This window comes from Blastococcus sp. CT_GayMR20, from assembly GCF_004570345.1.
Map to the genome: position 1 here is coordinate 1 of NZ_SPQM01000125.1, position 13746 is coordinate 13746.

At 68.1% G+C, this 13746-nt stretch carries 13 protein-coding genes; 4 read left to right on the forward strand and 9 right to left on the reverse strand.

The window, feature by feature from the left end; translation table 11 throughout:
• Positions 1-376 precede the first annotated feature (376 nt).
• From E4P40_RS21480 to E4P40_RS21515, 8 genes are all read right to left on the reverse strand, one after another.
• Positions 377-1228, reverse strand: coding sequence for an amidohydrolase family protein (locus tag E4P40_RS21480; RefSeq protein WP_245160492.1), 852 nt, complete (start codon positions 1226-1228; stop codon positions 377-379).
• Positions 1228-2013: an enoyl-CoA hydratase gene (locus E4P40_RS21485; protein WP_135160476.1), complete on the reverse strand. Its 786-nt coding sequence runs from the start codon at positions 2011-2013 to the stop codon at positions 1228-1230. The genes E4P40_RS21480 and E4P40_RS21485 overlap by 1 nt, the downstream gene beginning before the upstream one ends.
• Positions 2010-3155, reverse strand: coding sequence for a CoA transferase (locus E4P40_RS21490; RefSeq protein ID WP_135160477.1), 1146 nt, complete (start codon positions 3153-3155; stop codon positions 2010-2012). Before E4P40_RS21490 ends, E4P40_RS21485 begins: the two co-directional genes overlap by 4 nt.
• Positions 3156-3196: 41 nt before the next feature.
• A complete protein-coding gene (locus tag E4P40_RS21495) occupies positions 3197-4141 on the reverse strand; it encodes an NAD(P)-dependent oxidoreductase (RefSeq protein WP_135160478.1) in 945 nt (314 codons plus the stop codon).
• 2 nt (positions 4142-4143) lie between these two features.
• Positions 4144-5427, reverse strand: a complete 1284-nt coding sequence (locus E4P40_RS21500) for a TRAP transporter large permease (RefSeq protein ID WP_135160479.1) — start codon at positions 5425-5427, stop codon at positions 4144-4146.
• On the reverse strand, positions 5424-5954 hold the full coding sequence (locus E4P40_RS21505) for a TRAP transporter small permease (protein WP_167762331.1): 531 nt from the start codon (positions 5952-5954) through the stop codon (positions 5424-5426). Before E4P40_RS21505 ends, E4P40_RS21500 begins: the two co-directional genes overlap by 4 nt.
• A 14-nt stretch (positions 5955-5968) precedes the next feature.
• Positions 5969-6865, reverse strand: coding sequence for a TRAP transporter substrate-binding protein (locus E4P40_RS21510; RefSeq protein ID WP_167762332.1), 897 nt, complete (start codon positions 6863-6865; stop codon positions 5969-5971).
• A 270-nt stretch (positions 6866-7135) separates the two neighbouring features.
• Positions 7136-7828 (reverse strand): RraA family protein, encoded by a 693-nt coding sequence (locus E4P40_RS21515; protein ID WP_135160482.1) that lies wholly within the window; start codon positions 7826-7828, stop codon positions 7136-7138.
• A gap of 154 nt (positions 7829-7982) precedes the next feature.
• On the opposite strand from E4P40_RS21515, the gene E4P40_RS21520 reads away from it, so the two are divergent.
• On the forward strand, positions 7983-8687 hold the full coding sequence (locus tag E4P40_RS21520) for a GntR family transcriptional regulator (protein ID WP_135160483.1): 705 nt from the start codon (positions 7983-7985) through the stop codon (positions 8685-8687).
• Here E4P40_RS21520 and E4P40_RS21525 read toward each other — a convergent pair whose 3' ends face one another.
• The gene (locus E4P40_RS21525) at positions 8688-9446 is read right to left on the reverse strand and encodes a FadR/GntR family transcriptional regulator (RefSeq protein WP_135160484.1); all 759 of its coding nucleotides are present in this window, start codon (positions 9444-9446) and stop codon (positions 8688-8690) included.
• A gap of 49 nt (positions 9447-9495) precedes the next feature.
• On the opposite strand from E4P40_RS21525, the gene E4P40_RS21530 reads away from it, so the two are divergent.
• From E4P40_RS21530 to E4P40_RS21540, 3 genes are all read left to right on the forward strand, one after another.
• Positions 9496-10704, forward strand: coding sequence for a fumarylacetoacetate hydrolase family protein (locus E4P40_RS21530; RefSeq protein ID WP_135160485.1), 1209 nt, complete (start codon positions 9496-9498; stop codon positions 10702-10704).
• The gene (locus E4P40_RS21535) at positions 10701-11657 is read left to right on the forward strand and encodes a C-terminal binding protein (RefSeq protein WP_135160486.1); all 957 of its coding nucleotides are present in this window, start codon (positions 10701-10703) and stop codon (positions 11655-11657) included. Before E4P40_RS21530 ends, E4P40_RS21535 begins: the two co-directional genes overlap by 4 nt.
• 66 nt (positions 11658-11723) lie before the next feature.
• Complete coding sequence (locus tag E4P40_RS21540; RefSeq protein WP_135160487.1) at positions 11724-13181, forward strand: aldehyde dehydrogenase family protein; 1458 nt, start codon at positions 11724-11726, stop codon at positions 13179-13181.
• The last annotated feature ends 565 nt before the right edge of the window (positions 13182-13746 follow it).

Consider the following 13746-nt stretch of genomic DNA (forward strand, 5'->3'; position numbering starts at 1 on the left):
AAGGACGGCGGTTCGCCGCCGTCCCGCGCAGGCGTTCGAGGGCGGCCCGCCCGATGCCTGCGGGTAGACCGCTGGAGCCTGCCGGCAACGGCAGGCCTAGATGGATGACCGCCCATCGGGAGGCCGCAAGGCACCCGTGGACAGAACCCGGCGTACAGGCCGACTCGTCCGTCGCCTGTTGGCCGACCTGCCTCCTGCAGCTCGGCGGCATGATCGGTCGGGAGGGAGTCGCCATCCCTGCGAGCACGGCGGATGACTCGGAAGGCCTACTGACGATCGAGCTGCGGGCCACCAGATGCCGTAGGCCAGGCCGCCTCTGTCGACGCTTCCGGCGCTCCGAATCTGCCTTGCGTCGCCCTGTGCACGTCGACGCAGTTCAGACGCGGAGTTGGTACCAACGGGCGGCGGTTGCCCCGAGCACGTGGTGGAGAGCCGCCTCAGGCAGGCCCGATGTCGCCACTATCGACGCCATGTCTTGCCATGCGTGGCTGTAGCTCTTCCGCAACGTCACCACTGGCCAGTTGGACGCGATCATCGCGCGGTCTGGCCCGAAGCAATCCAGCGCCCAGGAGACGTACCGACGAAGAGTGGCGACGTTCCATTTCGCCCAATCGGTCAGGACATCGATCCCCAGTGACAATTTGACGGCGATGTTCGGCGAAGCCGCCAGCTCCGCGATCTGGTCGCCCCACGAGCCAAGGACCCCCGATTCGACTGGCGGCCGTGCCAGGTGACCGATGGCGATTCGCAGGTCCGGAAGGGCGCGAGCGACGCTTGCTACGGCGCGTCGTTGCGCCTCGGTCACCGGTACGACGTCCCAGGTCAAGCCCGCTGACGCTACCTCGGCGAGGACGGCCCTGTGCTCGTCCCGATACAGCCAATCGAGCGGGTCGGAGGCCACCAGGCAGCGGACGCCGCCCAGCCGGGGGAGGGAACGGATTCGGTCGAGCTCCCGGAATGCGTATCCGGGGTCCCTCAGCGGCAGCCATGCCACGACGCCGGCGACAGTCGGGACCTCGTCGGCGTACCCCCAGAGCCGGTCGTTCTCGTCGGGCGAGTCGACGGACTGCACCAACACCGTCGCGTCGACACCGCAACGGCGGAGATCCGGGGCCAGGTCGGCCCACTGGAAGTCTTTCGCCAGAGCGGCGTGATCATCAGACCGCCAGCTCTGGTCCTGGGCGGCCGTGCGCCAGTAGTGGTGATGCGCATCAACGATCGGCGCCATCACGCTCCCGTCCACTGCGGTCGGGAACCAGCGAGGAACGCCTCGACCCCGGCACGGAAGTCGGAGCTGCCGTAGCAGCGGCGCAGTATGTCGTCGGCCTCCACGCTCTGGACGGCCTTCTGAAGCCGCCGGTCGATCTCTTTGAGGCCGGCCAGCGTCAAGGGCGCCGAACGGCAGATGCGCTCGGCCAGCTCCCCGACGCGGGCTCCGATCTCCGCCTCCGGTACGACGTCGTGCACCAACCCCGCTACGTGCGCCTCCTGGGCGTCGATCAGGCGGGCGGTCAGGAGCATCGCCATGCTGCGCGAGGCTCCGAGGCGCGACTGAAGCCGCGCCACCACCCAGGGGGGCAGGCAGTTGCCCAGCGTTCGGGCGATGGGCGCACCGAACGTCGAACGCGGCGTGGCCACCACCACGTCAGCGCCGATGGCGATGGCGAGACCGGCGCCCACCGCGGGTCCGTCGATCAGCGCCACCACCGGGACGCGGACGTCGAGTAGCTCGGCGAGGACCGCGCCGACACGGTGCTCGTAGGCGACTCCGTCGCCGCCGTCGGTGAACTCGGTGAAGTGGCCGATGTCTGTGCCAGCAGCAAAGGCATGCCCCTCGGCGTCGCCGCGTACGACCACCACGCGGACGTCCGGGTCGGCCGCTATGCCGCGACAGGCGTCGGCCAGCAGGTCGTACATGTCCCAGGTGATGGCGTTCCGCTTGCTGGGATTGGAGAGAACCAGGGTCCAGACCTGCCCGCTGCGTTCGACTCGGACGTCGCCGGTGTCGCTCATCGGGCGGTCGAGCTGTTCCGGGCTTCCGCCAGAACCTCGTCGGTGTGCTCGCCGAGCATGGGCGGCGGTCGTCGGATCGATGTCGGTGTGCCGCTCAGCCGCATCGGTGAGCCGAGCACCCGCACTGTCCCCTGCTGCGGATGGTCGAACGACGCCACCATGCCGCGGGCCTCCACGTGCGGGTCGCCGCCGAGCACCTGCGAGTAGTCCCGGATGGGACCCGCGGGCACCCCCGCCTCCAGGAACAGCGCAAGCCATTCGTCGGTGCATCGGGTGGCCATCCGCTGCTCGAGCAGCTGGACCAGGTCGGCGCGATGGCGCATTCGGCCGGCGTTGGCCGCGAATCGCTCGTCGACGAGGAGCTCCTCCAGATCCAGGACGCCGCAGAGCCGGTGCCACAGTCGGTCGTTGTTGGCACCCACAGTGATGTACCCGTCGCGTGTTCGCAGCGCCTGGTAGGGGGCTGACATCCGGTTCGCCGAACCCAGTGCCTGGGGCGCGTCCCCAGTGTTCCAGTACTCCGTCGACTCCCAGACCGACATCGCCAGCGCCGCCTCGAACAGCGACGTCTCGAGGTACTGGCCCGCACCGGTTCGCAGGCACGACGACCAGGCGGCGAGGATGGCCGACGCGCAGAACAGGCCGGCGCCCAGATCGGCGACCGGCAGGCCGCTCTTGACCGGCCGCCCGCCCGGCTCGCCGGTGATGCTCATGACCCCGACCATCGCCTGGGCGATCAGGTCGTAGCCGGGGCGCTCGGCGTACGGCCCGGTCTGGCCGAAGCCGGAAATGCTGGCGTAGATCAGCCGCGGGTTGACCGCGGAGAGCGTTGCGTAGTCGACTCCAAGACGGGCAGCGACACCGGGACGCCAGTTCTCGATCACAACGTCCGCCGTGCGCACCAGCGAAAGGAACTGTCCGAGCCCCTCCTCGGACTTCAGATCCAGCGCGACGCTGCGCTTGTTCCGGTTCAGCGCCAGGAAGGCGGGGCTGTCCCCCCCATCGGGCGGAATTCCCCACGAGGTGCGGGTCTGGTCACCGGATCCGGGGTTCTCGATCTTGATTACGTCGGCGCCGAGATCGGCAAGCATCATGGTGCAGAAGGGTCCCGCCATCACCTGGGTGAGGTCGAGCACGCGCATCCCCTCGAGAGCTCCGCCTGATACCGTTCCGGCTCCGTCGTTCAACGTTCCTCCACTGTCCGTGCTTGATCACTGCGGGATGACGCCTCGCGTGCCTGTCGTGCGTGGTCCTCCACTCGTTCGGCGACGTACTGGGAGAGCAGCCCGGCGAGTGGCATCCGAAGGTCTGCCTGCCGTGCAGCCGCGACGATCTCCCAGGTGTCCTTGGTCCAGGTCCTGTCCCGTAGCTGGGTGCCGCCGGCCTCGTAGGCAGCAGCCACGCCATCGAAGAAACCCCAGTTCTCCGTGATCCAGGACGCGCCGGTGCCCGTCGCCACCGCACGGAACAGCGCCTCCTCGGCCACCCCGTAGGCGGCGGCCAGGTCCGCGGCCTCGTGGGCCGCGGCCAGCGAAGCGAACATCAGCAACTGGTTCGCCAGCTTGGTTGCCGCCCCGGCGCCGGACGGGCCCAGGTGCTGGATCTCCCGGCCGACGCACTCGAGGACCGGCCGTGCCGCATCCAGGACGGCGGAATCGCCGCCGACCATCACGGTGAGCGTGCCGGCGAGGGCGCGGTCGGCGCCTCCGCTGACGGGGGCGTCTAGCACGTCGATCTCTCGGGACGCCGCCTCCTCCGCCAGCATGCGGGCCGTCACTGGGAGCACCGTGCTGTGGACCAGCACTGTGCTGCCGGGGCGCAGTGAGGCGATCAGTCCGGTACTACCGCTGAGGAGCTCCGCGACAGCCTTGTCGTCCGGGACAGCGAGCGCGATGACGTCGCAGTCGGCGAGCTCGCTGGCCGAAGTCACGACCCGCGCCCCCTCGGCGGCACAGGGCGCGCACTTGCCGGGGTCACGGTCCAGCACGGACAGCGTCCAGCCGTCGCGCGCCAGCCTCAGCGCCATCGCCTGACCGAGGTTGCCTAGACCGACGAAGCCGATGTGCGTGTCGTCCCGGCCCCGCATGTGCCGGCCTTCCTGCGGGTGGGCACCTTCGCGTGTCCTCATCTCTAGAACCCGAAGAGTCTCGGGAGGAAGAGGATGACGTCTGGCGCGAGGGCCATGAGGGCGAGCAGGCCGATAAGGACGGCGAGGAAAGGCATGATCGCGCGTGAGACGTCCTCGATCGTCGTCTCCGCGATCCGCGCCGTCACGAACAGGCAGACACCGACCGGCGGTGTCGCGACTCCGAGAGACAGTGCGATGGTGACGATCACGCCGAGGAACAGCGGGTCGATGCCAGCGGTCGAGGCGATGGGGACCAGGACCGGCGTCAGAACGATGATCGCGGCGACGGTGTCCAGCACCATGCCGATGATCATCAGCAACACGACGATGACCAGCATGAGCAGCCAGGATTGCGTGATGTTGGCGGTGAAGAGTGTCGCCAGCTGCGTCGGGATCTGCTCGAAGGCGAGGATCCACCCAAAGGCGTTGGCAATGGTCATGACCAGCATGACCACACCTGTGGTGATTGCCGTGTTGATCAATACCTGCGGCATGTCCTTCAGCGTGAGTTCGCGGTACACGAAGAAGGACACGACGAAGGCGTAGACGACACCGAGCGCGCCCGCCTCCGTCGGCGTGACCATCCCGCTCAGGATCCCGCCCATGATCACGACGGGCAGCAGCAGAGCGGGGAGAGATTCTCGCGCCGACTGCAACCGCTCGCGGGCGGTCGAGCGCACCTCGACCGGCAGCCCGAGCCTGATCGACACCCTGCGGATGACGATCGCCAGGCCGATGCCGAATGCCAGCGCAGGCACGTAGCCTCCGACGAACAGGCCGCCTATGGACACCCCGGCGATGCCGCCGTAGACGACCATGGGGATGGACGGCGGAATGATCGCCCCGAGGCTGCTCGACGAGGTCTCGACGGCCGCGGCCATACCCTTGGGGTAGCCGGACCTTCGCATCGCCGGGATGGTGATTGAGCCGGTACCCGCCGAGTTCGCTATTGACGATCCCGAGAAGCTGGCGAAGAAGGCACTCGCGACGAGTTCGACGATCCCCATGCCCCCGCGTCGGTGGCCGACCAGGGTGTGGGCGAAGCCGACCAGCCGCTTGGATATGCCGCCGCGGCTCATGATCTCGCCGGCGAGCACGAAGAATGGGATGGCCGTCAGGGTGAACGAGTCAGCGCCGGCGAACATCTTCTGCGGAAGGGTCCCGAGGTTGACGTTCGGTTCGAAGACCAGCAGGAACGCGAGGGTGCTGATGCCGAGGGCGAACGCGATCGGGATCCGTCCGGCCAGCAGGACGGCGAAGATCGAGACCAGAGCGACGCCGGTCATCGGGGAACCCCCAGCTGGTCATCGTCCGGCGTGTCGAGGACGTGGGTGTCTCCCGCGCGTGCGGCCTGGACCATGACGAACATGTCGCCTAGGACGTGCAGGAGCATGAGGATCCCTGACACAGCGATCGGCAGGTGGCTCCACGCCACCGAGATGCCGAGGATGGGGGTCGTCGTTCCGAATGTGATGCTCTGCTGCACGAGTTCCACGGCCGCTTTGACCAGTACGACCAGGAAGGCAGCGACGAGCGCCTGGCCGAACAGGACGATGGAGAACCGCGGCCACTGGGGCAGACGGTCGACCAGCATCCCGATCGCCAGATGGGCGCCGCGGCGCAGCGCGACGTAGGCGCCGAGGAAGCTCATCCAGACGAAGATCAGGCGGCTCATCTCCTCCGCCCAGGCGATGCCACCGGAGAACACGTAGCGCGCCACGACGTTCGTGGAGACCAGCACGACGAGCCCGAGGGTGAGGGTCGCCGTCAGCGCCTCAACGCTGACGGCGACCACCCCGTACGCCCGCCTCACGGCAGCGACCATGGTCAGCGCTCGGACCGGATCGCGTCGTAGAGCTCTTGCGTGAACGCCTCGCCGACGAACTCCTTGTACAAGTCTTGCGTCTGCTCCCGGAAGGCATCGACGTCGGGCTCGTCAATCTGCATGCCTTCGGCCTCGAGCTTCTCGGTGAGGTCGGCGGTCAGCTCGGCTGTCTGCTCGCGCTCGAACTCCATGGCCTCGGTCGCTGCCTCGCGGATCGCCTCCTGGGTCTCCGGAGTCAGGCCGTCGAACCACTGCGGGTTCACAGCGGCCACCACGAACGACATCAGGTGGTTGGTCAGCGAGAGGTAGCGCTGCACCTCCTGGAGCTTGGCGGGGTAGATGTTGATGATCGCGTTCTCCTGGCCGTCGATCGTCCCCTGCTGGAGCCCGGTGTAGACCTCGCCGTACGCCATAGCGACACCGCTGCCCCCCAGCGCCTCGGTGATGGCGAGATTGACAGGGCTCTGCGGACTCCGGATCTTCAGCCCCTCCACATCGGACGGCTCGAGGATCGGCCGGTCGTTGTTCGTGTAGACACGCTGTCCGTTGTCGCCCCAGCCGAGCACCAGGAGGCCCTTGTCCAGCAGCGCCGCCTCCAGCTGATCGCCCACCTCACCGTCCAGGACGCGGAAGGCGTGCTCCGGGTCGTCGAAGACGTAAGGCTGGCTGAGCACCTGCACCTCTGAGGCGAAGCCACCCAGCGGGTCGCTGCTGACCATGGTCATCTCGATCGCGCCGGCCTGGACGTTCTCCACGACCTCCTTCTCCGCGCCGAGCTGGGCGCCGGGGAAGACCTCGATGGTGATCGCGCCGTCAGTCTTCTCCGTCACCAGCTCCGCGAACTTCTCGGACACGGTGTCGAAGTGGCTGCCGTCGGCGCAGCAGTGCGCCAAGCGCACCGTCTGCGCCTCCTGCTTGGCGCCGGCATCCTCGCCCTGCGCCTGCCCGCCGCATGCGGCGAGGAACAGAGCGCTCCCGAGGACAAGAGTCCCCGGACGACGATGCGTACCTGTGCGGCGCGTACGCCGCATTCCCATGGTCTTCACGAGACCCTCCAATGTGAGCGCTGAAGTGTGATTGCCTAGCGGTGTGGGACTGGCTGTGCCGCGGCGTCGTGGACGCCCTTCTCGGCCCTCCGATTCCCGCGCCGCGGGGGAGGGGCGCTGACCTCAGCGGACGGTGTCGTCCAGGGGCCAGCCGAGCTTTTCGTAGAGCCGACGGCGGCCGGCCTTGTCGTTCTCCGACTCCTGGCGTGCGTACTTCGCGACGTCTTCGGCGTGCTCGATCGGCACGCAAATGGCCCCGTCCCCGTCGGCCACGATGACGTCGCCAGGGCGCACGAGCACACCGCCGATGTTCACCGGGACGTCGGTGCTATCGAGTTCTACGCGGCCCTGCAGCATCTTCTGGGCGCGGAACTTCCCGAAGATGGGGACGCCCTGGAGCACGCACTCGTCACGATCCCGTACCCCGCCGCTGGTCAGCACCCCGACGGCTCCGGACGCGTACCACTCCAGGGAGTTGTTGGAGCCGACCTCTCCTACGTCGAGACCGGCTGACTCGATGACGATGAAGTCGCCGCCCTGCAGGGTCTCCGTCATGCGCATGGACACGACCTCGCCGTACCAGTAGTCGTACGCCCAGCCTGTGTACTCGTCCGGCGTAATACCGGGAGGCACGACCTTCTGGGACGGCCGCAGCCGGATGGTGCGTGCGATTCCGACGGCCTTGGCTCCCTGGAAAAGCGGGCCGATGTCGCCCGAGATGCTGCCCTTCGTGTGGAGGCCCACCCAGTCCATCCCGTCCCGCACGTCTGTGACGCGTAGGCCGTCGAATAGGGCGCGGACGTCCTCGTTCTGCATGTCGCTCCTCAGTGAGATGCCGGTCTGTGGTGCCAGGGATGTGGCCCAGCACACCTTCCGGAATGCAGATTGTCTACACTAGACAGACGACAGCAGCAAGGGTCGGGCGCGAAAAGTCGGCCTAGGCTGTGGACACTGGACGGGAGGCGGGCACATGAACGGCGAGATCGGACCGACAGGCCCTCTGAACGGCCACGATGCACGGCTGGACCCACCGAGCCTCGTGCAGATGGCGGCGAGCGAGATCCGCAACATGATTCTTTCCGGGCAACTGGGGCCCGGGGAACGTCTGCTCGAAGAGCGGCTCACCGAGTATCTGGGTATTAGCCGACCTCCGCTGCGGGAGGCGCTGCGGCTCCTGGAGCATGAGCGCCTCATCGTCACCCAGCCTCGTCGAGGGTCGACGGTGGCCACGCTGACCGATCAGGACGTCTACGAAATCCTGACACTCCGAAAGGCGCTCGAGCGCATGGCCGTGGAGCTCGGCGTGCCGGTGAGATACCCCGAGCGGCTAGAGGCCTGCTGGGACGCGCTCGCCGAGATGGAGAAAAGTGCCGCGGCCCAGGACCGGGCGTCGCTGGTGCAGAACGGCTACAGGTTCCATGCAGCGATCGTCGCCCTTGCGCGCCACAGCCGTCTGGAGGAGATCTACGCGTCGGTGCACCAGCAGCTACTCCTGTGCATGGCTCGGAATCTCCATGCGCGGGAACGGCACTACGAGGACCTCGCGCATCACGTCAACCGGCACCGTCACTTGCTAGAGCTGATTGCTTCAGGAGACCAGGAGGCCGTTCTGTCGGAGCTCGCCGTGCACGGCGAGCAGTCCTTCGTGGGCGGAGAGACGAGTCCGAGCGCCTAACTAGGCGTCGCGTCCTGCGGGGCGGGCCACGTGTTCTCTATCGAGCAGGTCGCCGCTCTCTTCTCGCACGCGCTGTAGGTGCGCCCCCAGCGTGGCGCGGGCGGCGTCAGGATCACGGGCGACAACGGCGTCGTAGATGGCCCGGTGCTCATCGAGGGTGCGCCCCTGGGAAGCCAGGTAGGCCATCGGCGCGCGGTAAGACGCTCGCAGGCAGTCGTTGATCGGCTCTACGAGCAGGGCTAGGACCGGGTTGCCCGACGCCTTCCCCAGCAGGGCGTGGAAGCGGATGTCCTCCGCGAGGCTGCGCTCGTAGTCGGTGCCCACCGCTGCTGCGGCGTCCAAGGACAGCCGCAGGTCAGCCAGGTCCGTCTCGCCCCTGTGGGCCGCGGCGAGCTCGGCGACGCGCCCCTCAACAAGGAGGCGGACATCCATCAGCTGGTCGAAGGCGGCCGACCCGGCTTGCAGGAGCAGGGAGTAGTGGGCGGCGATGGGCGCTCCGGAGGGTTCGGCAACCACCATGCCCCGGCCCGCGCGAATGTCCACCAGGCCGCGCTGCTCCAGCATGCGGGCCGCCTCGCGCACCACCGTGCGGCTCACCGCGTACCGCTCCGCGAGCTGCGGTTCGGTGGGCAGCTGGCGGCCCGCCACTAGACCTCCGCTGAGGATCTCGGACTGGATCGCATCTGCGACGACTTCCGGTAGTCGCTGTGGTCGGGCGCCGTCGGCTGCCATGCGCTTCTCCTTGACCTCGGCAATCATATGATGATAGGACGAACCTTCCGATTCCGACGAGGCTACGGAAGATCACGTGACTCCCACTGAGTACTTGGACAGCATCGCCCCAGCTGATCCGGCGGCCCTGCTGATCGGCCGTCTGCACGATCCTCGGCTCGGCGGCCCGGCCGTCGTCGTGCTGCGAGGCAACCGGCTGGTGGACATCTCCTCTGTCGAGCCCACCGTGTCCGATCTGCTGGAGCGGGGGGATGCGGTCGAGATTGCGCGCCGCGCGGAGGGTACCGGCTCCTGGTCGTTGGAGGAGGTCCTCCGCGCCACCCTCGCCGGTGACCGGTCCCGTCCGTACCTGCTGGCCCCCTCGGACCTTCAGGTCATCAAGGCTGCGGGCGTCACGTTCGTACGCAGCATGCTGGAGCGTGTGATCGAGGAGCGCGCCGCCGGCGACCCCGACCGGGCGACGGCGATCCGCGCCCGGCTGGCTGATGTCATCGGCGGCGCCATCGGCTCCGTCCGGCCTGGGTCGGAGGAGGCGGAACGCGTCAAGCAAGTGCTCATCGCCGACGGCCTCTGGTCGCAGTACCTCGAGGTCGGAATCGGTCCGGACCCGGAGATCTTCACCAAGGCGCCGATCATGTCGGCGGTCGGCACCGGGGCCGAGATCGGCGTCCTCTCCCGCTCGTCCTGGAACAATCCCGAGCCAGAGCTGGTCTTGGCGGTGACGTCGCAGGGGACGCCGGTGGGCGCCATGCTCGGCAACGACGTGAATCTCCGCGACTTCGAGGGCCGCAGCGCGCTGCTGCTCACCGAGGCGAAGGACAACAACGCCTCCTGCGCGGTGGGCCCGTTCATCCGGCTCTTCGACGACTCGTTCACCCTCGACCACGTCCGCACCCTCGACATCCGGCTGCGGGTGGTGGGCCGCGATGGCTTTGTCCTCGATGGGGTCAGCTCGATGTCCGAGATCAGTCGCGACCCGCTCGAGTTGGTCGCACACGCCGTCGGGCCGCACCATCAGTACCCCGACGGTTTCCTCCTCTTCACCGGCACGCTGTTCGCGCCGACCGAGGACCGCGACGAGCCGGGCCAGGGGTTCACCCACAAGGAAGGGGACGTCGTCTCCATCTCGACGCCGCTGCTCGGCGGTCTCGTGAACACGGTGACCGCGGCGGAGCGGGCGCCGGAGTGGACGTTCGGCGTGCGTGCGCTAATGCGCAATCTGGCGGCGCGCGGCCTGCTGACCGCGTCGGAGCGCCCGACCAGCCGGGTCGGAGCCCCGGCGTGACGCGACTCGTTGTCGTCACCGACCAGGCGTTCGGCGGTGTCGAGCGGGAGGCCGCCATTGCCGCCGGCTTCGGAGCGCGGTTCGCGGAGCACCACTGCCGCACAGAGAAGGAGACGATCGCGGCCGTCGCCGGTGCCTCGGTGGCGTTCGTGAACTTCGCCCCGATCACGGAGTCTGTCCTGGAGCGGCTGAAGCCGGAAGCACTCGTCATCAGGTACGGCATCGGCGTCGACAACGTCGACCTTGACGCCGCCCGCCGGCTGGGTGTCTCGGTCGCGAATGTGCCCGACTACGGCAGTGACACCGTGGCTGACCACGCCGCCGCCAGCCTCCTCGCGCTACTGCGCCGGATCCCGCACTACGACCGGGCCATCCGCGCGGATGGCTGGACCTTGCCGACGGACGTCGGACCCGTGGTGGGGTTCGGCTCGACCACGGTGGGGCTAGTGGGGACGGGGCGCATCGGGTTGGCGCTGGCGGGTCGCCTCGTCCCATTCGGCATACGGGTCATCGCCCATGACCCATACGCTGACGCGGACCTCACCGCCGCGGCCGGCGTGGAGCTAGTCGGTCTGGACGAACTGCTGACGTCCTCGCATGGGATCTCCCTGCACGCGCCGCTCACCGACGAAACGCGGCGCTTGATCAACGCAGACACGTTGGCCCGCATGAGGCCAGGGGCGGTGCTGGTGAACACCGCGCGCGGCGGCCTGGTGGACTCTCTGGCGCTCGCGGGGTCACTGGAGCGGGGACACCTGGCAGGTGCGGCCCTGGATGTGATGGAGCCCGAGCCGCTGCCTCTTGACTCGCCGCTCCGGACGGCGCCGGGGGTCGTGCTGACCCCGCACGCCGCCTTCTACTCCGACGACTCGCTCGCTGCCCTCCAACGCCTTGCGGCCGAGGAGGCGGGCCGATACCTCGCCGGTCAGCCCCTCCGGTGCCGCGTCGTCTGAGCAACCAGTCCACTAGTCACCGGCATACGCCGAACATCTATTGCACGTCAGCGGGAGGACGACCCAATGGAGCTCCTGAACCACATCGACGGCCGATGGGTGCCGTCGACCGGCGAGGGCATGACGGACGTCAACCCGTCGGACGTTACCGATGTCCTCGGCGAGTACGGCGCCGCAACCGAGGACGTGGCGCAGAGCGCGGTCGCCGCGGCCGCTGCCGCTTTTCCTGCTTGGTCCCAGTCGTCGGTGCAGCAGCGCTTCGACGTCCTCGACCGGGCGGGGAGCCTCATCCTCGAACGGCGTCAGGAGCTGGGCCGGCTGTTGGCCCGCGAGGAGGGCAAGACCGTCGGCGAGGCGACCGCCGAGGCCACGCGCGCGGGGCAGATCTTCAAGTTCTTCGCGGGCGAAGCGCTGCGCGGGGGCGGTGAGCTCCTCCCGTCCGTCCGGGAAGGATTGGACGTAGAAATCCTGCGCCGACCCGTGGGCGTCATCGCGCTGATCACGCCGTGGAACTTTCCGATCGCCATTCCGGCGTGGAAGGTGGCACCGGCCCTCGCCTTCGGGAACACGGTGGTCCTGAAGCCCGCTGAGCTGGTCCCCGCTTGTGCGGTGGAGCTGGTGCGGATTCTGGAGGAGTCGGGCCTGCCCTCAGGCGTCCTCAACCTCGTCCTGGGGTCCGGGGCCGTCGTGGGTGACGCGCTGGTCAGGTCGCCGTCGGTCTCTGCTGTGAGCTTCACCGGATCCGACGTGACCGGGCGCGGGGTCGCCGCCGCGTGCGCCGCCGCCGGCAAGCGGGTGCAGGTGGAGATGGGCGGCAAGAATCCGCTTGTGGTACTCGACGACGCCGACCTCACCGTCGCCGTCGAGGCCGCCGTCAACGGTGCATTCTTCTCCACGGGTCAACGTTGCACGGCGTCGTCGCGGCTGATTGTCACCGCCGGTATCCACGACCGGTTCGTCGACGCTGTCCAGAGGCGGCTCGCGACACTCACCATCGGCCACGCCCTCGAGGCAGCAACGGACATCGGCCCCGTCGTGGACCGCCGACAGCTCGACAAGGACCTGGAATACCTCGTTACCGCAGCCCAGGAGGGGGGCGAGGTGCTGGGCGGTGACCGGGTCGACCGGCCGACGGACGGATTCTTCATGAGCCCGGCCCTCGTCCTGAGCACGACCAATGAGATGCGCATCAACCAGGAGGAGGTCTTCGGCCCCGTCGCCTCCGTGATTCGCGTCGAGAATTACGACGAGGCGCTGACGGTCGCCAACGACACGCGGTTCGGGTTGTCGGCGGGAATCTGCTCGACGTCCCTCGCCGCCGTGACGCACTTCAAGCGGCATGCCGAGGCCGGCATGGTGATGGTCAATGCGCCGACCGCGGGGGTTGACTACCACGTGCCTTTCGGTGGCTCCAAGGCGTCGAGTTACGGCCCGCGAGAACAAGGGTCGTACGCACGGGAGTTCTTCACGACGGTGAAGACGGTCTACGTCAATCCGGGGCAAATTGATCAGCAGTCCCCCTGAAGGAACCGGCGTGTTCGGCGACCGATATCTGCCTCCGCAAGCAGATTGCCGATCGGGACGGATTGCATGACCGCGTCGTTCGCCGGCGCGTCCAAGGTCGTGGCCCCGGGGCAGTCAATGAGAGCTTGTGCCGAACTTGGGCCAGTTGATCGCACCCGGTGCAAGCGCAATCAGCGGCTCTCGTCGGTAGGGCAGAGATGATGTTGTTCGTCGTCCCAGGGTTGCTCGTGCTGTTGTGCGCACGAACGCTCGCGAGGTGGGTCGTTGACCCAGACGACGCCTTCCCCAACGGCGCCCCGTCCACAGGTGACCCGCAGATCGACGTGAGCCATCTGTGGACATGGGGGTACCGGACGGTCGGCTTGATCGTGATCGGCATTGGTCTGCTGGCACATTGCCTGCCGATTGATCCTTGATCTCACGCCCTTCATGAACACTGGTGACCGGTGTGGCTCGGTAAACCCCACCCGGAGCAAGGTCAAGAAAGGACGGCGGTTCGCCGCCGTCCCGCGCAGGCGTTCGAGGGCGGCCCGCCCGATGCCTGCGGGTAGACCGCTGGAGCCTG